This is a genomic window from Homoserinimonas sp. A447, assembly GCF_054489325.1.
In genome coordinates this window covers 2,114,189-2,133,056 of the sequence record NZ_JBTMWW010000001.1, presented here as the reverse complement: position 1 = coordinate 2,133,056, position 18,868 = coordinate 2,114,189, and the positions used below count along the sequence as shown (strand labels likewise).

Sequence of the window (18,868 nt, the reverse complement as noted above, 5' to 3'; positions counted from 1 at the left end):
TCCGAATCTCCTTATACGACAGGAAGAAAACAATCATGATCACATCCATCCATGCCGCTATGGCGAAGAAGCGTGAGGACATCGAGAACGATGAACAGGGTTTCACCCTGATCGAGCTCCTCGTCGTCATCCTCATCATCGGAATCCTCGCTGCGATCGCCATCCCGGTCTTCCTCGGCCAGCAGGACCAGGCCAAGGATGCTGCGGCGAAGTCCGATCTCGCCAACGCCAAGGTGGCACTAATCTCTTATGCGACGGATAACAATGGCAACTACGCGGGTGCAAACGCTGCTGGTGCACTCGACAACTTCGGTTTCGTTCAGAGCACTACTGCGGCGATGACAATCCTGCCCGCTACGTTGGATAGCACCGGCGTGTTCTGCCTGAGCGTCGTTTCTGACACTTCGAAGAGCTTCGCCGTTAGCAGCGACACCAGCAAGGTCGAGGCGGGAACATGTAGCGCCGCTGGCGCATTCGTAGCGGCGACGCCGTAGCCACTGTGAAGTAGGGCTGTGGGGCGTCGCGGCGCGGCGCCCCACACTGCTCTACTCACCCGAAGTACGACGATCTGAGAGGGGGTCTCGGTCGTATGGACAACCAGCGATTCCACACGATCGGCGATACCCCGCGCTCGGATGCCGGTTTCGGCCTGATCGAAATCATCGTCTCCATCTTCCTTCTCGGGCTGCTGTCGATCTCGGCGCTTCCGTTGCTCATTACCGCGATGAAGTCGTCCCAGGTGACCACCAGTGTCACCACGGCCAGCCAACTCGTCAGCCAGGACATCGACCGGGTTCGCGCCCTGGTGCTCCCCACCTGCGCACAGGTGCAGGCGCTCGGCGGAACCGGGGCAGACGTCGCCGGTCCCGCCGGTGTCACCTACCGCCCGAGCATCACCGTCGAAGCCTGCCCGGCAGCCTTCCCCGGAGTGGTGCGGGTCACTGCGAAGGTGACCAACGCGGCCAGCGGCGCTGCGCTCGCCTCGGCGGTCACCAACGTCATGGTGGAATCCCCGTGAAGCGCCTGCTCGACTCGAGCGACCGGGGCATGACGCTCATCGAGCTCCTCGTCTACTCGATGCTCTCACTGCTGGTGCTCAGCATCGTCGGCGGTCTGCTGATCAGCTCGCTGAATGCGCAGGGCGCGGTGACCGATTCATCCGCCTCGACCAACAGCGGCGTGCTCGTCGCAGATTCGGTGGCCACCGGCGTGCGCAACTCCATCAACCTGCGGGTGGCTCAGGGGGATCCGAGCATCCTCCTGGTGCACCGGCTCGACGACGCCCTCGCCACACCACCCACCACCCACTGTGAGGCCTGGTACTTCGGCGATGGTGAGGTCAGAACCACCCGCTACGCCGCGAGCAGCGCGGTGGCTCCCGCCACCGATTCCATGGTCCCGGCGTGGATCGCCGGCAAGGCGGGTGCCTTCTCCGACTGGATTCTGCTCGGTACAGATGCCACCCTCACGGCAGACGCCAGTGGTACGCCGGTACCCGTGTTCGTGGCCACCGGAACCACGCAGGTGGAGGTGGCCCTTCAAATGTCCGTCGGTCGGGGTAGTACCGTGCTGGTGGAAACCACGGCGGTCAGCCGCCAGAAAGTCCCGACGGGAGTGACAGAGAGATGTTTCTAGACAAATTGCGGCCACGGCACCCTGGGAACGAAGACGGAAGCACTCTGATCGCTGTCATCGGGGTCATGGCGGTGCTCGCCCTCGTCGCCGTCACCGTCACCGTGAGCGCGACACAATCACTCGGAGTCTCGAGCTCCGCTCGGGCATCCGTGCAGGGCCTCGCCTCAGCAGAAGCAGGCATGGACGTGGGAACGGTTGGCCTCCGTACCCCGGGCGCCTGTGCCGCCGTTGCCGGGGTGTTCACGTCACCGGCCGGCACGACCCCTCGCTACACGGCCACGGTCGAGTACAAGACGGCTGCCGGGTGGAACGCCGGCTGTCCGACCACCACCGCGACCCAGGTGCGGGTCACCTCCACCGGCTACGCCCAGGCGAAAGGTGCGGCAGGGGTATCGGCCGGCGATGAAGAAGTCGTGCAATCCGTGTTCGCCTATGAACCGGTTTACACCAACGTGCCGATCGTCGGATCCGCTGTGTACGCGCACACCATGACCGGCATCCTGAAGTCATTCAACCTGACCTCGGAGGACAACAGTGTCGCGACCTCGGTGACGATCAAGAACGGTGATGTCACCTGCAGCAACAACGCGGTCATCGGTGGCGACCTCATCATGGGGAACGGCAACGCGGACCTGCAGAAGTGCAAGGTCACCGGCAAGGTCCACATCAACGGCAACCTGCTGGCCGAGAACTCGAGCGACATAGCCAGGGACATCAACGTCACCGGCAACGCAACCGTGAGGAACAGCGTGCTGGGTGGCGACATGCGCGCCGGTGGCGTCGCGACGTCCATCGGCAACACCCTGACGAAGCCCGGGGCGATCGTACAGTCCGGGGCAACCGTGGCACCACCCCAGATTCCCGAATGGTCTGACGTCCCCAGCGCCGCAGCCCACTGGAGCGCGCAGGGCTACAACGTCGTGAACTGGACCGGCCCGTGCACCATCGACAAGACCACGACGCAGTGGACCAACCTGTCGAGCTACACCCACAACACCGTTATCAACTTCATGACCAAGTGCGCGACGTCCCCGGTCGTCACCCTCAACAACTTCGACACGATCCCGCTCAACGCTGACCTGGTTTTCCTGGGGCACGAGTTCCGTTTCGACAAGTTGGGTTTCGCATCCTCGGTTGAGCGGAAGGTCGCCGTGATCGTGCCCGACGATGTTGCCGACCTGGCGCCCACCTGCACGCCACCGACCGGGCTCACCGGGAATATCACGCTGACCAACGAGACCGACTTCTCGCCGAACGTTGCGGCGATGATCTACACGCCGTGCAAGGTCACCAGCGAGCGAGACGGGTTCCAGGGCCAGATGTACGGCGGAGAGGTCGAGTTCAAGCAGCAGGCGAAGCTCATCTTCAAGCAGGTGGGAATCCCCGGCATCGACCTCACCGGCGGACTGACGGAGGCGGTCAAGACCGGCATGAAGCTGGGCGATCGCCTCACCTTCCGCGAGAACCCCTAATGGTCGTCGGGGTGTTTGCGGGCGCAGCCGGATGGATGGGCCTGCTCATTGGCTCGTTCCTCAACGTGGTGGTCTGGCGGCTACCGCGGGGAGAGTCGCTGAGCCGGCCACCGAGCGCCTGCCCGAAGTGCGGCCATGAGATTCGATGGCGGGACAACATTCCCGTCGTCTCCTGGCTTGTGCTGGGTGGCAAGTGCCGCGACTGCTCGCAAGCCATCTCGGCGCGGTATCCCCTGGTCGAGCTCGGCGTTGCAGGGTTCTTCGCCGCCGTCGCCTGGTGGGTGATGAGCGGGGGAGCCATCTCGGCCTCGGCGAGCGGGCTTGATGCCGCGACGATGATCTCCCTGGTCGCATTCCTGTACCTGGCCGCGATCTCGGTCGCGCTGACGCTGATCGACCTCGATGTGCACAAGCTGCCCAACAAGATCGTGCTGCCTGCCTACGTGGTCGGCGCGACGCTGCTCGCCGCGGCGAGCCTGTTCGTAGCGGACTATGACAGCATGCTGCGTGCGGCAATCGGCTGCGCGGCAATGTTCCTCGCCTACCTGCTGATGGCGCTGGCCTACCCGAACGGGATGGGGTTCGGCGACGTCAAGCTCGCTGGTGTGCTCGGCCTGTTCCTCGCCTGGCTGGGCTGGGGTTCGCTGGCGGTCGGGGCGTTCGCCGCCTTCGTGCTTGGGGGGTTATTCTCGATCATCCTGCTGGTGCTTCGCCGCGCCGATCGCAAGTCCAGCATCCCGTTCGGGCCGTGGATGCTCGCCGGCGCATGGGTGGGAATTTTCTGGGGGGACATAATTTCCTCCGAATATCTGGCATTGTTTGGTCTGGGGTGATCAGCGGATGCTGACAGCACGGGGGAAGAGGGAAGAATCGTGGCCAAGGGGATAGTCGGCGTCGATATCGGAAACGATTCGATTCGCGCGGTCGAGGTGATGGATGCGGCAAGCAGCCGTCCGACAGTGGCGCGCTTTCATGAAGTTCCGCTCCCGGAGGGCGCGGCCCGAAGCGGCGACGTCATCGAAGTGAATACTGTGGCCGCGGCACTCAAGCGGTTGTGGCTCGATGGCGGGTTCAAGAGTAAGGATGTCGTGCTCGGCATGGGCAACCAGCGGGTGCTCGCCCGAGACCTGACTGTGCCGAAGGTTCCGATGAAGCAGTTGCGGGAGTCCCTGCCGTTCCAGGTGCAGGACATGCTGCCGGTGCCTGTGGCTGAAGCGATTCTCGACTTCTACCCGATCGCCGAGGGAACCAGCGACGGTGGTCCGGTTGTGCACGGTCTGCTCGTCGCCGCCGTGAAAGAGGCAGTACTGGCTAACGTGACAGCAGCCCAGCTGGCGGGGTTGAACCCGGTCGAGGTCGACCTCATTCCCTTCGCCCTCACTCGGGCCCACATGCGAGGGCAGGTCACCACAGGCACCGTGGCGTTGATCGATGTTGGTGCGACCACGACAAACGTCATCATCGCCGCCAACGGTGTGCCCCAGTTCGTGCGCATCATTCCGGCCGGCGGCGACGAGATCACCAAGGCGCTGATGTCACGACTGGACATGACGAATGCGATTGCCGAAAAAGCCAAACGAGCGCTCGGCATCATCACGACGGGGGTTGCGCCGGAGCACCGGCCGGCTGTCGAGGTCATCCATGAGGTCACCGGCCAGCTTCTCAACGGGCTGCGCAACACACTCAATTACTATGTCAACGCTCGCCAGGACGAGACCATCGGGCGAATCATCCTGACCGGAGGCGGCTCGAAATTGCCCGGATTCGAGACGGCCCTGGGTGAACTGACCAGGGTGCCGGTGGCCTCGGATGACGCCTTTGGCGGGGTCAAGGTGATGCGCTCCTCAGAGAAGAACGAATCGGTCAGTCGCGGTGCGATGACCATTGCGCTCGGCCTCGCCTTGGGGAGCAAAGCATGAGCACTCGGAGCAACAGCGCAGGGATCATCGTTGGCGGCGAGCCGCGCATCGACTTTCTGCCGCCAGAGATCAAGGCCGCGAAGGAGGCTCGCAAGTCACGGCGGGTGCTGGGCGCCATGGTGGCGCTCGTCATGGTGCTCTGTGCCGCGGGATTCGTCTTCGCGACGACCCTTGCCGTTCAGAGCCAGGAACGCCTCGCCGCAGAGCAGACGAGAACCCAGGAACTGCTGCAGGAGCAACAGAAATATTCGGACGCACGGGCAGCAGCGAACCAGCTCGCGGCTGCCGAGGATGCACGCCTGGTCGGGTCTGCAGCCGAAGTGCTCTGGCGCGAATACCTGGCGGCTATCCAGGGCACGGTGCCCGCCGGCGTCTCCATCACCACCTTCACCGTCGACTCAGTGTCGGCCTTCGAGGTGCTGCCAGAGCTCACCGTTCCACTGCAGACGGAGCGAGTGGCCAGCCTGTCGATCAGCGCTGCCAGCCCCGGCCTCGCCGAGATCGACCAGTGGATGGTGGCTCTTCGCGGGCTGCGCGGGTACGCCGACTCCACGGTCACCTCGATCACATTGCAGGAAGGCGTCTACACGGCCAACGTCGTGCTCAACGTCAACGCGGATGCGTTCGAGAGGCGGTTCTTCGAAGAAGTGCCGGAAGAGACCACCCCAGCAGAGGGCGAAGATGACGCTGCCCCCAGTGCTGATGGCGAACCCGCCACAGAAGAGGAGGAGTGACCATGTCAACAAGCAGATTGTGGAGCTTGGGGGCAATAGCGCTCATTGCTGCTTTGCTGGTCGGATCCTGGCTGCTCGGCATCTCGCCGAAGCTCACCGAGGCGAGCGCGGCGAACACCGACAGGGAGGCAGTCGAAGTGCAGAACGCGGTGCATGAGGCCACCCTCACCGCGCTCGAGGAGCAGTTCGCCGACATGGACCAGCTCGAGGAGCAGTTGGCTGCGCTCCAAGTGGCAGTGCCCAACGCTGCAGAGTTGCCCGACCTCATCAGCCAGCTCAACGCGAAGGCCATCGCGCATGGCGTGGTCATTACCTCGATCACCGTCACCGATCCCGTCGCCTACGTTCCTGCGGCGGAGGCGCCGGCTGATCCGGAACTCGCCGCCGCGGCGAGCAGCGTCACCAGTGACAACTTTCTCGGGATCTCTGTGAACATGACGGTCACGGGCACGTATGCGCAGGCCATGAATTTCGTTGCCGACGTTCAGGCAGGTGAACGCATATTCCTGGTCCACGACCTGAGCCTTACCGAAGGCATCATGTCCGCTGACTCGCCAGTCATTCTCAACACAACAGGTCAGGTGTTCGTCTTGCTGGAGCCCGACCAGATTCCCGCGGCACCCGCGACCGAAACGGCAGCACCCGCAGCAGCCGAATAGCTGACGAAATGTCCCTCGTTCGGGTGGCATTGCTACAGTGGTCCCACTGCACCGATGGCCGTTTCGGCCCGTGAGGAGTTTTCTGTGAGCGACCCAACCCGACCTAGAGACAACGACGAGGTGGCAAACGGTACCGCGAGCCCCGCAGCTGAAGAAGCAACTGCCGAACGCGAGGCATCGGCATCCGGTGAAGAGGAAACCCCGGTTTTCGATAGTGTCGCCACCGAGCATCCGGAAGTTCAGGATGCCGCGCCAGACCTGGTCGAGCCTGCCCCGGCCGCCGAGCCCGCCGTTGGTGCAACGCCTGAGGTCGACGAGAAGCCGGTTCCCCTGGTCGAGCCGGCCACTCCGCAGCCGACCCCCGTTGTGCGCGAGACGGCCGCCCCCGAGCAGGAGGCGCCGCTCGAGACCACGGAGGCCGCGGGATATGACGAGCACATCGACGAGCCGCGCACTGTCGAGGCTCAGCCGGTAGTCGCGGCGTCGCGACCCCAGACGATCTACGTGGCTGCGCCGGTTGCCCCGAAGGCCAAGGGTAACCGCGGGTTCGGTCTGCTCTTCGCGTTCCTGGGGACATTAGTGTTCGCGGTCCTGTTGGCGGCGGTGATCGCGCTGGTCATGCTGCTCGTCCGGCCGCAGAACGCCTTCGGCGGGTCCATTCTCGGGTTTATCAGCAGCAGTGCCTTCTGGGTTCCGGTCGCGGTGTTCTTCGTGATGTTCGCGCTGTTCGCGCTAGTGGTGAATCGCGGCAGCTGGGTGGCCTGGGTACTCTCGAGCTTCCTTCTCGCTGTGGCCGTCTACTTCCTATCGATCGGGATTATTCTCCTGCTCGAAGGACTCTTCGGCATGACGCCCACAGAAGCCAACCAGGCCTTCAGCCAGCTGGCCCTGAGCGCGCCCCTCATCGTCGCCGCCATCCTGGCCCGTGAAGTCACCATCTGGTTTGGTGCCCCCATCGCCTCCCGCGGCCGCAAGGTCAAGGAGCGCAACCTCGAAGCCCGTGCCGCATACGAGCGTGAACTCGACAACCAGCCCCTCGGTTTCTCCTAGCCTCCAGGCTGGTCGAGCCCTTAAGCGGGGTCGAGCTTGCCGAGACGCCATTTGACCGCCGCCACCCCAGCGGATAGTATTTTCCGGTGTGCGCTTTGTTGTGCGATCACGCCGTGCCCAAAACACGGAGGATCGCCTGTAATCGGCACCAACCGGAATTGGGTCTGAACTCCTGGCCGAAGGGCTGAGTATTCGAACTGCGATATCTGACGATTCGCGGGGGCCCCCACGGCATACCCACCTCACCAAAATCAGAGTCCTTCTGTGCTGTTGGTGGGTCCACAGGCACTCGGTCCGGACATCCGGATCGAGAGTCAAATGCAGCAGTAACTGTCACCGTGCAGTCAATTCAAGGAGTTACAAGTAGTGCCAACTATTCAGCAGTTGGTCCGCAAGGGTCGCACTCCCAAGGTGGTCAACACCAAGGCGCCAGCCCTTAAGGCCAACCCCCAGCAGCGCGGTGTTTGCACCCGCGTCTACACGACCACCCCGAAGAAGCCGAACTCGGCTCTCCGCAAGGTCGCCCGTGTCAAGCTCTCCAACGGCACCGAGGTCACCGCCTACATCCCCGGTGAAGGCCACAACCTGCAGGAGCACTCGATGGTGCTGGTTCGCGGCGGTCGTGTGAAAGACCTCCCCGGTGTCCGCTACAAGATCGTCCGCGGCGCTCTCGACACCCAGGCTGTCAAGAACCGCAAGCAGGCTCGCAGCCGTTACGGCGCGAAGATGGAGAAGAAGTAATGCCTCGCAAGGGACCAGCACCCAAGCGCCCCGTGGTCAGCGACCCTGTATACGGCGCCCCCATCGTCAGCCAGCTCGTCAACAAGATCCTGCTCGACGGCAAGAAGGCGCTCGCTGAGCGCATCGTCTACGACGCACTCGAGGCCGTTGCGGCCAAGAATGGTCAGGATGCCGTCGTCACCTTGAAGAAGGCACTCGACAACGTCCGCCCCACCCTCGAGGTCCGCTCCCGCCGTGTCGGTGGATCGACCTACCAGGTGCCGGTCGAGGTCAAGCCGCACCGCGCGAACACCCTCGCGCTGCGCTGGCTCACCACCTACGCCAAGGGTCGCCGCGAGAAGACGATGACCGAGCGTCTCACCAACGAGATCCTCGACGCGTCTAACGGCCTGGGCGCCGCAGTCAAGCGCCGCGAAGACACCCACAAGATGGCTGACGCCAACAAGGCCTTCGCGCACTACCGCTGGTAACCCGTTCTAGCTGGTCGAGCTTGTCGAGACCGTCCTACGCAGGCACGCTCCCCGAGCATCCGCTTGTCGCAGGGCCGGATCTCGACAAGCTCGATCAGCGGGGTTCACAATCATTCACTCACCAAAAACTTCGGAGGAACCACGTGGCACAGGAAGTGCTCACCGACCTGAACAAGGTCCGCAACATCGGCATCATGGCTCACATCGATGCCGGCAAGACGACGACCACTGAGCGCATCCTGTTCTACACGGGCGTCAACCACAAGATCGGTGAGACCCACGACGGCGCCTCGACGACGGACTGGATGGAGCAGGAGCAGGAGCGTGGCATCACCATCACGTCCGCTGCCGTGACCTGTTTCTGGAACAAGAACCAGATCAACATCATCGACACCCCGGGCCACGTCGACTTCACCGTCGAGGTGGAGCGTTCGCTCCGCGTGCTCGACGGCGCGGTTGCGGTGTTCGACGGCAAGGAGGGCGTTGAGCCCCAGTCCGAGACCGTCTGGCGCCAGGCCGACAAGTACAACGTGCCCCGCATCTGTTTCGTCAACAAGATGGACAAGATGGGTGCCGACTTCTACTTCACCGTCGACACCATCATCAAGCGCCTCGGTGCGAAGCCGCTGGTTCTTCAGCTGCCCATCGGCGAGGAGTCCGGCTTCGAGGGTGTCGTCGACCTGGTCGAGATGCGTGCACTCACCTGGCGCGGTGACTCCAAGGGTGACGTCGAGATGGGCGCCAAGTACGCCATCGAGGAGATCCCGGAAGACCTCAAGGAGAAGGCTGCGGAGTACCGCACCGCCCTGCTCGAGGTTGTCGCCGAAACCGATGACGCCCTGATGGAGCGCTACTTCGGTGGCGAAGAGCTCACCGTGGCCGAGATCAAGGCAGCCATCCGCAAGCTCACCGTCAACAGCGAGATCTACCCGGTGCTGTGCGGTTCGGCGTTCAAGAACCGCGGCGTCCAGCCGATGCTGGATGCTGTCATCGACTACCTGCCGAACCCGCTCGACGTCGGTGCCATCGACGCCCGCGACCCGCGCGACGAAGACAAGGTCATCGAGCGCCACCCCGACGCCAAGGAGCCGTTCGCGGCTCTCGCGTTCAAGGTTGCCGTCCACCCGTTCTTCGGCCGGCTCACCTACATCCGCGTCTACTCCGGACACCTCGACAGTGGTGGCCAGGTCGTGAACTCGACCAAGGGCAAGAAGGAGCGCATCGGCAAGATCTTCCAGATGTACGCCAACAAGGAGAACCCTGTTGACAGCGTCACCGCTGGGCACATCTACGCCGTCATCGGGCTCAAGGACACGACGACCGGTGACACCCTGTGCGACCCCAACAGCCAGGTCGTCCTCGAGTCGATGACCTTCCCCGAGCCGGTCATCGAGGTTGCCATCGAGCCGAAGACCAAGGCCGACCAGGAGAAGCTGGGAACAGCCATCCAGAAGCTGGCCGAGGAAGACCCGACGTTCCGCACCGAGCAGAACCAGGACACCGGCCAGACGGTTATCAAGGGAATGGGTGAGCTTCACCTCGACATCCTGGTCGACCGGATGAAGCGCGAGTTCAACGTCGAAGCCAACGTGGGCAAGCCCCAGGTGGCCTACCGCGAGACGATTCGCCGCATCGTGGACAAGCACGACTACACCCACAAGAAGCAGACCGGTGGATCCGGACAGTTCGCGAAGGTGCAGATCTCGCTCGAGCCGCTGGACGTTGAAGGCGACAAGATCTACGAGTTCGAGAACAAGGTCACCGGTGGCCGCGTTCCGCGCGAGTACATCGGTTCTGTCGATCAGGGCTTCCAGTCCGCCATGGCGGTCGGCGTCCTTGCCGGCTACCCCCTGGTCGGCGTCAAGGGAATCCTTCTCGATGGCGCTGCCCACGACGTCGACTCCTCGGAGATGGCGTTCAAGCTGGCCGGTTCGATGGCGTTCAAGGAAGCGGCCCGCAAGGCCAACCCCGTGCTGCTCGAGCCGCTCATGGCCGTCGAGGTCCGCACCCCTGAGGAATACATGGGTGATGTCATCGGCGACCTGAACTCCCGTCGTGGTCAGATCCAGTCCATGGAAGACGCGACCGGCGTGAAGGTCATCCGGGCCAACGTTCCGCTGTCCGAGATGTTCGGCTACGTGGGCGACCTGAGGTCGAAGACCTCCGGCCGTGCCGTGTACTCGATGTCGTTCGACAGCTACTCCGAAGTCCCGAAGGCTGTCGCCGACGAGATCATCCAGAAGAACAAGGGCGAATAGTACCGGGGTAATCCCCATGTACTAGCGTCCCCGCTGTATCCCGTAACATAAATACACACTCCAACCCAAGGGCATCCGGTTACCATCGGATGCACTAAACGATCGTCCTGAGGAGGACCACTGTGGCTAAGGCCAAGTTCGAGCGGTCGAAGCCGCACGTAAACATCGGAACCATCGGTCACGTCGACCACGGAAAGACCACGCTGACGGCCGCCATCTCGAAGGTGCTTGCTGACAAGTACCCCTCGGCGACCAACGTCAAGCGCGACTTCGCCACGATCGACTCGGCACCGGAAGAGCGCCAGCGCGGCATCACGATCAACATCTCGCACGTCGAGTACGAGACACCGAAGCGTCACTACGCTCACGTTGACGCCCCTGGTCACGCCGACTACATCAAGAACATGATCACCGGTGCTGCTCAGATGGACGGCGCGATCCTCGTGGTTGCCGCAACCGACGGCCCGATGGCCCAGACCCGCGAGCACGTGCTGCTGGCCCGCCAGGTTGGTGTTCCCTACCTGCTGGTCGCACTTAACAAGTCCGACATGGTTGAGGACGAAGAGATCCTGGAGCTCGTCGAGCTCGAGGTTCGCGAACTGCTCTCCAGCCAGGAGTTCGACGGCGACAACGCCCCCGTTGTTCGCGTGTCAGGCCTCAAGGCACTTGAAGGCGAAGAGAAGTGGGTCAACTCGGTTCTGGAGCTCATGGAAGCCGTTGACAACAACGTTCCTGACCCGATTCGCGACAAGGACAAGCCGTTCCTGATGCCGATCGAGGACGTCTTCACGATCACCGGTCGTGGAACAGTCGTCACCGGCCGCGCCGAGCGTGGAACCCTCCCGATCAACTCCGAGGTCGAGATCGTCGGCATCCGCCCGACGCAGAAGACCATCGTCACGGGTATTGAGATGTTCCACAAGCAGCTCGACGAGGCGTGGGCCGGCGAGAACTGTGGTCTGCTCCTTCGTGGCACCAAGCGCGAAGACGTCGAGCGCGGCCAGGTTGTCGTCAAGCCGGGTTCGGTTACCCCTCACACCAACTTTGAGGGCACCGCCTACATCCTGTCCAAGGATGAGGGTGGGCGTCACAACCCGTTCTACGCGAACTACCGCCCGCAGTTCTACTTCCGCACCACGGACGTCACCGGCGTCATCACGTTGCCTGAGGGCACCGAGATGGTCATGCCCGGCGACACCACCGAAATGACCGTTGAGCTGATCCAGCCCATCGCCATGGAAGAAGGCCTCGGCTTCGCAATCCGCGAAGGTGGCCGCACCGTCGGCGCCGGCAAGGTAGTCAAGGTTCTCAAGTAACAACTTCTGCACGAAGGGGTCGGGCCGAAAGGCTCGGCCCCTTCGTCGTTAAGGCGTCACTCAGAGCGCCCCGCCGACTATCCTGTGCAGCAGAACAACAAAGGAGCAAGATGACCGGTCGAGCCATCGCCGAAACCGTTGTGGCGCTCCTTGTCGCCCTGGTGCTCACCATCGTCGGAATCGCCCTCCTCGACCTCGTCGACGGTGCGGATGCCACGACCGCCTTCTTCGATACGTCTCCCCGTCTCGTGTTCGGCGTGCTCTGGCCGGTGCTGGCGCTCTGGACCCTGCTGGTACTGATCGGCAATCTGCGCAACCGGCTCCGAGCATCCGGAATGAAGTTCCTGACCGGCGTTGTGAGCACCATCGTCGCCTGCGTTCTCACTGCGGTGGGCTGGCTGGTGTTCTCACTGGTCGGGGGCGGCTGGGGGTTGTTCCTGTTCGCCATCACCCTGGTGCCGACAGTGTTCTTCTTCGTTGCCGCCGTCATCTCGCTGCTGGTCACCCACCTGGGCTTCTTCCGCTCCAGTCCCACGCGAGCCTGAACGCGCCGATGCCGAGGCTCCGCCGAACCGACCTCTCCACTGCTGGAGTGCGCCGGGTCAGGTCCGGGCGGGGCTTCAGCTATCGCGACCAGAACGGGAACACGGTGACGGATGAGGCGCTGCGCGAGCGGATCGCGCACCTGGCGATCCCCCCGGCCTGGACGGATGTCTGGATCTGCCCGTACCCGAACGGCCACATCCAGGCCACCGGTGTGGACGCGGCTGGGCGTCGTCAGTACCTCTATCACCCGACTTGGCGGGAGCAGAAGGACCGGCTGAAGTTCGACCGCTCCCTGTCGCTTGCCGAGTCCCTGCCGGTCGCGCGGAGGCAGGTGACGATGGACCTGCGGGGCCCGGAACCGACGAAGACCCGCGCGCTGGCTGCGGCATTCCGGATGCTCGACACCGCCAACCTGCGGGTCGGCTCCGAGGAGTACGCCGAAGCCAACGGAAGCTTCGGGCTGTGTACGCTCCGAGGCTCACACGCGACAGTCTCCGGCGATGACGTGGTGCTCGAGTTCCCATCGAAGAGCGGGCAGGAGTGGTCGTCCGTCGTCAGCGACCCGGACCTGGCGTCAGTGGTTCGGGGGCTCAAACGTCGGGGCGGGCGTGCCCGCCTGCTGGCGTTCCGTGACGACGGTGGCAACTGGCATCCGCTGACCCCTGCCGACATCAACGACTACGTGCGGGAGCGCACCGGCGGCGATTTCACGTCGAAGGACTTCCGCACGCTCGCGGGCACAGCGGCCGCCGCTGTGGGCCTCGCCAGGCACGGCCCGGAGCGCACCAAGACCGGGCGAACGCGCGCTGTCGCCGAGGCAATGCGGGATGCGGCAGAGGTACTCGGCAACACCCCGGCGATCGCCCGCAAGAGCTACGTCGACCCACGCATCGTCGACCTCTACAACGCGGGTACCACGATCGACCCGGCCCGCACGGCTTCCGTCGAGTCGGAGCTGCGCAACCTGTTATTCACCTGAACATCTGCAGTGGGCGACCGGTAGGCGACGTATCGTGATCGGCAACGCAGTCCGCGAGCAAAGGAGTTCACCATGGCCGGATTCGACGACGTGACCAAGAAGGCGCAGGAGTTCCTGGCCGACGACAGGGTGAAAGATGCGCTGAACAGCGAGCAGGCTGAAGACGTGAGCGACAAGCTACTCGACGGCGCCAAGGATGCGGTCAACAAGGTCACCGGCGACAAGTTCGAACAGCAGGTGGATGACGCCCGGGACAACGCCGACAAGCGCGTAGGCAACAACTAGCCCGCCCCACCGCCCTCCGCCGACGGCGCGCCCGCCCCGCCGTCCCGTCCCGCCGCCGCATCCCGTCCCGCCCCCTCGCGCGCACGCCGCCCGGGCCACCGCCGACGATTGTGCCCGTTCCGGAGAGATGCACCCGTTCCGCCGGGCACTTCTCTCCGGAACGGGCACATTCGGGAAGTCGCTTTCCTCCCTCACAGGTGCGTCCCGCCCGGAAAAGTCCGCCGAAACGGCAACCGATGAACCGGCGGAATGGATGCTTGGCACATTCGTGTCATGAACAATGCCTTTCAGAAGCCCAATGGACTCATCCTCGTAGGCGATCTCGCTCGCGCAGGGGAGGACGATCGACCGCTCCGCGTGGCGTATCGGCATAAGGAGCTGTCGAGGATCCGCAGGGGCGCGTATGTACCCACAGACCTCACAGGCGACGCGACTCGTGACGAGCGGTACAGCCTGAGAATCGCTGCGGTGGTCGGCACACGGCGCAGCCCGGTTGTGGTCTCGCACTATTCAGCTGCCCGGCTCTGGCAGCTGCCGATCGTGAACAGGTGGCCCCACGAAGTTCATGTCACAGTCGAGCCCCAATCGGGTCGGCGATCCAAGGACGGTGTCATTGTGCACCGCGGCGGACTCAGTTCGGGTGAGATTGTCATCGGCGATGCTGCACTGACGACCAGCTTGGTCCGCACTCTGACGGATTTGGCCAGGGTGGCCCGATTTCGCGATGCGGTGGCTGCGATTGATCACGCTCTCCACAAGGGATTGGTCACGAAGGATGATCTGTTGTCAGCGATGGCACATCAAGATCTGGTCTCGGGGCAGCGTCGTGCCTTTCGCGCCATCGAGTTCGCGTCTCCGTTGGCGAAGCTTCCAGGGGAGTCTTTCAGCCGGGTACTGATTCACGAACTCGGTTTTCCTGCACCCGAACTCCAGCATGAGTTTCCCCGCAGTATTGGCGGTCGGCATTTCGCAGATTTCTGGTGGGAAGGCATCCGTCTCCTCGGCGAGTTCGATGGCAAAGACAAGTATCTGAAGCCCGAGTACACGCAGGGTCGAACAGCAACGGAAGTTTTCTGGGCGGAGAAACAGCGTGAAAATGAACTCGGCGAGCACGACGTGCAACTCCGGCGATGGGTGTGGCGTGATCTCGAGCTCGTTCAACCGTTCATCGACCGACTGGAGTCTGCAGGATTGCGTCGCGTCAGCATCCGTTCGCAGCATTAGTGTCCGTTCCGGAGAGATGTGCCCGGCGGAACGGGTGCATCTCTCCGGAACGGGCACTTTCAGGGGGATCCGCTCGTTGAGAGGCCCGACGGCGGGCGAGATGTGTGTGCGCTGGGCGCGACACGCCGAAGCGCGACACGCCCGGGTTGCAGCACGTCAAACTCTGTGACAGACTCTTCTAGTTCAACATTTCCACCGGGTGAAAATTCTCCCGGCCGGGATCACTGCCAGGCAGTGCATAGGTTCGATGCTCACAAGCATTGCCTAGGCCGCGGGTAGCAGAACAAAGCTTAACCAACCACCTCAGATTCACGCGGTTACGCGTGCGTCCAGCGAGGGCTCCGGCTCCCGCGCGGTGGCGGGTACGGCGTCGGATGAACATCCGGCGATTGACATCAAAACAGTGGTGCGACAGCAGAAGTGTTTCGCAGCGTGCATTCCAACGGATGCATTCGGTACTAAAGAGAGAGAGTCAGACATGGCGGGACAAAAGATCCGCATCCGACTTAAGTCGTATGACCACGAGGTCATCGACAGCTCGGCGCGCAAGATCGTAGACACGGTCACCCGTGCGGGCGCGACCGTGGTTGGTCCGGTGCCCCTTCCGACTGAGAAGAACGTGATCGTCGTGATCCGCTCTCCTCACAAGTACAAGGACAGCCGCGAGCACTTCGAGAAGCGCACCCATAAGCGTCTGATCGACATCATCGACCCGACGCCGAAGGCTGTCGACTCGCTGATGCGTCTCGACCTGCCGGCAGACGTCAACATCGAGATCAAGCTGTAAGGAATCCCATGTCTACAACTACGACCAGTAAAGGTCTGCTGGGCACCAAGCTCGGCATGACCCAGGTCTGGGATGCAAACAACAAGCTCATCCCGGTTACCGTCATCCAGATCACCCCGAACGTTGTCACCCAGGTGCGCACGCCCGAGGTTGACGGCTACAGCGCGATCCAGATCGCCTACGGCCAGATCGACCCGCGCAAGGCGAACAAGCCGGCTACTGGACACTTCGACAAGGCCGGCGTCACGCCGCGCCGCCACCTCACCGAGGTTCGCACCACGGATGCCGGCGAGTACACGCTCGGCCAGGAGCTCGCCGTCGACGTGTTCGAGGCAGGCAAGAAGGTCGACGTCGTCGGCACCAGTAAGGGCAAGGGCTTCGCCGGCGTCATGAAGCGCCACAACTTCCACGGAGTCGGCGCATCCCACGGTGCCCACCGCAACCACCGCAAGCCGGGTTCCATCGGCGCATCCTCGACCCCCAGCCGCGTCTTCAGGGGTATGAAGATGGCCGGCCGCATGGGTGGCGACCGTGTCACCGTGCAGGGCCTCCAGGTTCACTCGGTCGACCTCGAGAAGGGCCTGCTGCTCGTCAAGGGCGCAGTTCCCGGAGCTCGCGGCCGCATCGTTTTCGTCCGCAACGCAGTGAAGGGGGCCTAGTTCCATGGCTACCGCAATTGACGTCCTCGACGCGAAGGGCAAGAAGGTCGGCTCGGTCGAGCTTCCCGCTGAGACCTTCGACGTGCAGACCAACGTCCCACTCATTCACCAGGTAGTTGTCGCGCAGCGCGCGGCGGCTCGCCAGGGCACGCACAGCACCAAGGGCCGGGGCGAAGTCTCCGGTGCTGGTCGCAAGCCGTTCAAGCAGAAGGGAACCGGTCGCGCTCGTCAGGGCTCGATCCGCGCTCCCCAGATGACCGGTGGTGGCATCGTCCACGGGCCGACGCCGCGTGACTACGCGCAGCGCACCCCCAAGAAGATGATCGCCGCAGCACTTCGCGGTGCACTCTCCGACCGCGCACGCGGCGGACGCATCCACGTCGTCGACTCGCTCTCCGTTGGAGACGTTCCCTCGACCAAGGCCATCGTGTCGCTGCTCGAGGGCATCGCCACGAGCAAGCACGTACTGATCGTCCTGGAGCGCAGCGACGAACTCAGCTACAAGAGCGTCCGGAACATCCCGACCGTTCACGTGCTTCCCTACGACCAGCTCAACGCCTACGACGTGCTCGTGAGCGATGACATCGTCTTCACCAAGGGTGCTTTCGACGCGTTTGTCGCGCGCAAGGCCGACAAGAAGGAAGAGGTCAGCGCATGACCGCCGCCACCAGCTACAAGGACCCGCGCGACGTCATCCTGTCGCCGGTCGTCTCTGAGAAGAGCTACGGGTTGATCGACCAGGGCAAGTACACCTTCGAGGTGGACCCCCGCGCGAACAAGACCGAGATCAAGCTCGCCATCGAGAAGATCTTCAACGTCAAGGTCGCGTCCATCAACACGTTGAACAAGGTCGGCAAGACCCGCCGCACCAAGTTCGGCATCGGCCGCCGCAAAGACACCAAGCGTGCGATCGTCACGCTCAAGTCCGGTTCCATCGACATCTTCACGGCTGTCGGCTAGGGAGCAGAGGAAACTAATGGCTATTCGTAAGTACAAGCCCACGACTCCAGGTCGTCGCGGTTCTTCGGTTGCAGACTTTGCCGAGATCACGCGTTCGACCCCGGAGAAGTCGCTGTTGCGCCCGCTGCCGAAAACCGGTGGCCGCAACAACGCCGGCCGCATCACCACCCGCCACATCGGTGGTGGGCACAAGCGCCAGTACCGCGTCATCGACTTCCGTCGCAACGACAAGGACGGCGTCAACGCCAAGGTTGCTCACATCGAGTACGACCCGAACCGCACGGCTCGGATCGCACTGCTCCACTATGTCGACGGCACCAAGCGGTACATCATCGCGCCGGAGAAGCTGAAGCAGGGCGACGTCGTCGAGTCGGGCGCATCGGCCGACATCAAGCCGGGCAACAACCTTCCGCTGAAGAACATCCCGGTCGGTACCGTCATCCACGCGATCGAGCTGAAGCCGGGCGGGGGCGCGAAGATTGCGCGCTCTGCCGGGTCATCCGTTCGCCTGGTCGCCAAGGAAGGCGTCTACGCGCAGCTGCGCATGCCGTCCGGCGAGATCCGCAACGTGGATGCTCGTTGCCGCGCGACGATCGGCGAGGTCGGCAATGCCGAGCAGTCGAACATCAACTGGGGCAAGGCCGGCCGCATGCGCTGGAAGGGCGTCCGCCCGACAGTGCGTGGTGTCGTCATGAACCCGGTCGACCACCCGCACGGTGGTGGTGAGGGCAAGACCTCCGGTGGACGTCACCCGGTCACCCCCTGGGGCAAAAAAGAAGGCCGCACCCGTCACCAGAACAAAGAGAGCGACCAGCTCATCGTTCGCCGCCGCAACGCCGGCAAGAAGCGCTAGTAGGAGAGTCAGAAGATGCCACGCAGTCTTAAGAAGGGCCCCTTCGTTGATGACCACCTGTTTCGCAAGGTGGCCAAAGCGAACGAAGCCAACAACAAAAACGTGATCAAGACCTGGTCGCGCCGCTCGATGATCGTCCCGGCATTCCTGGGCCACACCATCGCGGTGCACGACGGTCGCAAGCACATCCCGGTGTTCATCACCGAAACCATGGTTGGGCACAAGCTCGGAGAGTTTGCTCCCACCCGCACCTTCCGTGGACACGTGAAGGACGACAAGAAGGGTCGCCGCCGCTAACCGCGGTGGCGCAAGGAGGTAGAG

The 18,868-nt window shown here is 63.4% G+C and carries 23 protein-coding genes; all 23 read left to right on the top strand.

Features of this window, described 5'->3' with window-relative positions:
- The first annotated feature begins 35 nt into the window (after window positions 1-35).
- The 23 genes from ACX3O0_RS10485 (at window position 36) to rpsS (ending at window position 18,844) form a co-directional block, all read left to right on the top strand.
- The gene (locus ACX3O0_RS10485; RefSeq protein ID WP_459107664.1) at window positions 36-494 is read left to right on the top strand and encodes a type II secretion system protein; all 459 of its coding nucleotides are present in this window, start codon (window positions 36-38) and stop codon (window positions 492-494) included.
- 95 nt (window positions 495-589) lie between these two features.
- Window positions 590-1,018: a type IV pilus modification PilV family protein gene (locus ACX3O0_RS10480; RefSeq protein WP_459107663.1), complete on the top strand. Its 429-nt coding sequence runs from the start codon at window positions 590-592 to the stop codon at window positions 1,016-1,018.
- Window positions 1,015-1,635 (top strand): PilW family protein, encoded by a 621-nt coding sequence (locus ACX3O0_RS10475; protein ID WP_459107662.1) that lies wholly within the window; start codon window positions 1,015-1,017, stop codon window positions 1,633-1,635. Before ACX3O0_RS10480 ends, ACX3O0_RS10475 begins: the two co-directional genes overlap by 4 nt.
- On the top strand, window positions 1,626-3,107 hold the full coding sequence (locus tag ACX3O0_RS10470; RefSeq protein WP_459107661.1) for a hypothetical protein: 1,482 nt from the start codon (window positions 1,626-1,628) through the stop codon (window positions 3,105-3,107). Before ACX3O0_RS10475 ends, ACX3O0_RS10470 begins: the two co-directional genes overlap by 10 nt.
- Complete coding sequence (locus tag ACX3O0_RS10465; RefSeq protein WP_459107660.1) at window positions 3,107-3,940, top strand: prepilin peptidase; 834 nt, start codon at window positions 3,107-3,109, stop codon at window positions 3,938-3,940. The genes ACX3O0_RS10470 and ACX3O0_RS10465 overlap by 1 nt, the downstream gene beginning before the upstream one ends.
- A gap of 39 nt (window positions 3,941-3,979) precedes the next feature.
- Window positions 3,980-5,026: a type IV pilus assembly protein PilM gene (gene pilM, locus ACX3O0_RS10460; protein ID WP_459107659.1), complete on the top strand. Its 1,047-nt coding sequence runs from the start codon at window positions 3,980-3,982 to the stop codon at window positions 5,024-5,026.
- Entirely contained in the window at window positions 5,023-5,760 is a 738-nt protein-coding gene (locus tag ACX3O0_RS10455) for a hypothetical protein (RefSeq protein WP_459107658.1), read from the top strand. The genes pilM and ACX3O0_RS10455 overlap by 4 nt, the downstream gene beginning before the upstream one ends.
- Before the next feature lie 2 nt (window positions 5,761-5,762).
- Window positions 5,763-6,419, top strand: coding sequence for a type IV pilus inner membrane component PilO (locus tag ACX3O0_RS10450; RefSeq protein ID WP_459107657.1), 657 nt, complete (start codon window positions 5,763-5,765; stop codon window positions 6,417-6,419).
- 84 nt (window positions 6,420-6,503) lie between these two features.
- Entirely contained in the window at window positions 6,504-7,469 is a 966-nt protein-coding gene (locus tag ACX3O0_RS10445) for a hypothetical protein (protein WP_459107656.1), read from the top strand.
- Window positions 7,470-7,835: 366 nt separating this feature from the next.
- Window positions 7,836-8,210: a 30S ribosomal protein S12 gene (gene rpsL, locus ACX3O0_RS10440; RefSeq protein ID WP_459088606.1), complete on the top strand. Its 375-nt coding sequence runs from the start codon at window positions 7,836-7,838 to the stop codon at window positions 8,208-8,210.
- Window positions 8,210-8,680 carry a 30S ribosomal protein S7 gene (gene rpsG, locus ACX3O0_RS10435; protein WP_459088604.1) on the top strand — a complete coding sequence of 157 codons (471 nt, stop codon included), beginning with the start codon at window positions 8,210-8,212 and terminating at the stop codon, window positions 8,678-8,680. Before rpsL ends, rpsG begins: the two co-directional genes overlap by 1 nt.
- A 143-nt stretch (window positions 8,681-8,823) precedes the next feature.
- On the top strand, window positions 8,824-10,938 hold the full coding sequence (fusA, locus tag ACX3O0_RS10430) for an elongation factor G (RefSeq protein WP_459088602.1): 2,115 nt from the start codon (window positions 8,824-8,826) through the stop codon (window positions 10,936-10,938).
- A 122-nt stretch (window positions 10,939-11,060) separates the two neighbouring features.
- Window positions 11,061-12,254: an elongation factor Tu gene (gene tuf, locus ACX3O0_RS10425; protein ID WP_459088600.1), complete on the top strand. Its 1,194-nt coding sequence runs from the start codon at window positions 11,061-11,063 to the stop codon at window positions 12,252-12,254.
- Window positions 12,255-12,364: 110 nt separating this feature from the next.
- Complete coding sequence (locus ACX3O0_RS10420; protein ID WP_459107655.1) at window positions 12,365-12,799, top strand: hypothetical protein; 435 nt, start codon at window positions 12,365-12,367, stop codon at window positions 12,797-12,799.
- An 8-nt stretch (window positions 12,800-12,807) separates the two neighbouring features.
- Window positions 12,808-13,779 carry a DNA topoisomerase IB gene (locus ACX3O0_RS10415; protein WP_459107654.1) on the top strand — a complete coding sequence of 324 codons (972 nt, stop codon included), beginning with the start codon at window positions 12,808-12,810 and terminating at the stop codon, window positions 13,777-13,779.
- A gap of 72 nt (window positions 13,780-13,851) precedes the next feature.
- On the top strand, window positions 13,852-14,064 hold the full coding sequence (locus tag ACX3O0_RS10410) for an antitoxin (protein ID WP_459088594.1): 213 nt from the start codon (window positions 13,852-13,854) through the stop codon (window positions 14,062-14,064).
- Between the two features lie 273 nt (window positions 14,065-14,337).
- Window positions 14,338-15,288, top strand: coding sequence for a hypothetical protein (locus ACX3O0_RS10405; RefSeq protein WP_459107653.1), 951 nt, complete (start codon window positions 14,338-14,340; stop codon window positions 15,286-15,288).
- Window positions 15,289-15,766: 478 nt separating this feature from the next.
- Complete coding sequence (gene rpsJ, locus ACX3O0_RS10400; RefSeq protein ID WP_147783478.1) at window positions 15,767-16,075, top strand: 30S ribosomal protein S10; 309 nt, start codon at window positions 15,767-15,769, stop codon at window positions 16,073-16,075.
- Window positions 16,076-16,083: 8 nt separating this feature from the next.
- On the top strand, window positions 16,084-16,734 hold the full coding sequence (gene rplC, locus ACX3O0_RS10395) for a 50S ribosomal protein L3 (protein ID WP_459088589.1): 651 nt from the start codon (window positions 16,084-16,086) through the stop codon (window positions 16,732-16,734).
- A 4-nt stretch (window positions 16,735-16,738) separates the two neighbouring features.
- Complete coding sequence (rplD, locus tag ACX3O0_RS10390; RefSeq protein ID WP_459107652.1) at window positions 16,739-17,392, top strand: 50S ribosomal protein L4; 654 nt, start codon at window positions 16,739-16,741, stop codon at window positions 17,390-17,392.
- A complete protein-coding gene (gene rplW, locus ACX3O0_RS10385) occupies window positions 17,389-17,694 on the top strand; it encodes a 50S ribosomal protein L23 (RefSeq protein WP_459088585.1) in 306 nt (101 codons plus the stop codon). Before rplD ends, rplW begins: the two co-directional genes overlap by 4 nt.
- 16 nt (window positions 17,695-17,710) lie before the next feature.
- Entirely contained in the window at window positions 17,711-18,547 is an 837-nt protein-coding gene (rplB, locus tag ACX3O0_RS10380; protein WP_459088583.1) for a 50S ribosomal protein L2, read from the top strand.
- 15 nt (window positions 18,548-18,562) lie between these two features.
- Entirely contained in the window at window positions 18,563-18,844 is a 282-nt protein-coding gene (rpsS, locus tag ACX3O0_RS10375) for a 30S ribosomal protein S19 (RefSeq protein WP_459088581.1), read from the top strand.
- Window positions 18,845-18,868: the final 24 nt, after the last annotated feature.

Bases quoted from the DNA above. Each gene is read 5' to 3' on its own strand.
- ACX3O0_RS10485 (WP_459107664.1), top strand. From the start codon at position 36: ATGATCACATCCATCCATGCCGCTATGGCGAAGAAGCGTGAGGACATC.
- ACX3O0_RS10480 (WP_459107663.1), top strand. From the start codon at position 590: ATGGACAACCAGCGATTCCACACGATCGGCGATACCCCGCGCTCGGAT.
- ACX3O0_RS10470 (WP_459107661.1), top strand. From the start codon at position 1,626: ATGTTTCTAGACAAATTGCGGCCACGGCACCCTGGGAACGAAGACGGA.
- ACX3O0_RS10465 (WP_459107660.1), top strand. From the start codon at position 3,107: ATGGTCGTCGGGGTGTTTGCGGGCGCAGCCGGATGGATGGGCCTGCTC.
- ACX3O0_RS10455 (WP_459107658.1), top strand. From the start codon at position 5,023: ATGAGCACTCGGAGCAACAGCGCAGGGATCATCGTTGGCGGCGAGCCG.
- ACX3O0_RS10450 (WP_459107657.1), top strand. From the start codon at position 5,763: ATGTCAACAAGCAGATTGTGGAGCTTGGGGGCAATAGCGCTCATTGCT.
- rpsG (WP_459088604.1), top strand. From the start codon at position 8,210: ATGCCTCGCAAGGGACCAGCACCCAAGCGCCCCGTGGTCAGCGACCCT.
- ACX3O0_RS10420 (WP_459107655.1), top strand. From the start codon at position 12,365: ATGACCGGTCGAGCCATCGCCGAAACCGTTGTGGCGCTCCTTGTCGCC.
- ACX3O0_RS10415 (WP_459107654.1), top strand. From the start codon at position 12,808: ATGCCGAGGCTCCGCCGAACCGACCTCTCCACTGCTGGAGTGCGCCGG.
- ACX3O0_RS10410 (WP_459088594.1), top strand. From the start codon at position 13,852: ATGGCCGGATTCGACGACGTGACCAAGAAGGCGCAGGAGTTCCTGGCC.
- ACX3O0_RS10405 (WP_459107653.1), top strand. From the start codon at position 14,338: ATGAACAATGCCTTTCAGAAGCCCAATGGACTCATCCTCGTAGGCGAT.
- rpsJ (WP_147783478.1), top strand. From the start codon at position 15,767: ATGGCGGGACAAAAGATCCGCATCCGACTTAAGTCGTATGACCACGAG.
- rplC (WP_459088589.1), top strand. From the start codon at position 16,084: ATGTCTACAACTACGACCAGTAAAGGTCTGCTGGGCACCAAGCTCGGC.
- rplD (WP_459107652.1), top strand. From the start codon at position 16,739: ATGGCTACCGCAATTGACGTCCTCGACGCGAAGGGCAAGAAGGTCGGC.
- rplW (WP_459088585.1), top strand. From the start codon at position 17,389: ATGACCGCCGCCACCAGCTACAAGGACCCGCGCGACGTCATCCTGTCG.
- rplB (WP_459088583.1), top strand. From the start codon at position 17,711: ATGGCTATTCGTAAGTACAAGCCCACGACTCCAGGTCGTCGCGGTTCT.
- rpsS (WP_459088581.1), top strand. From the start codon at position 18,563: ATGCCACGCAGTCTTAAGAAGGGCCCCTTCGTTGATGACCACCTGTTT.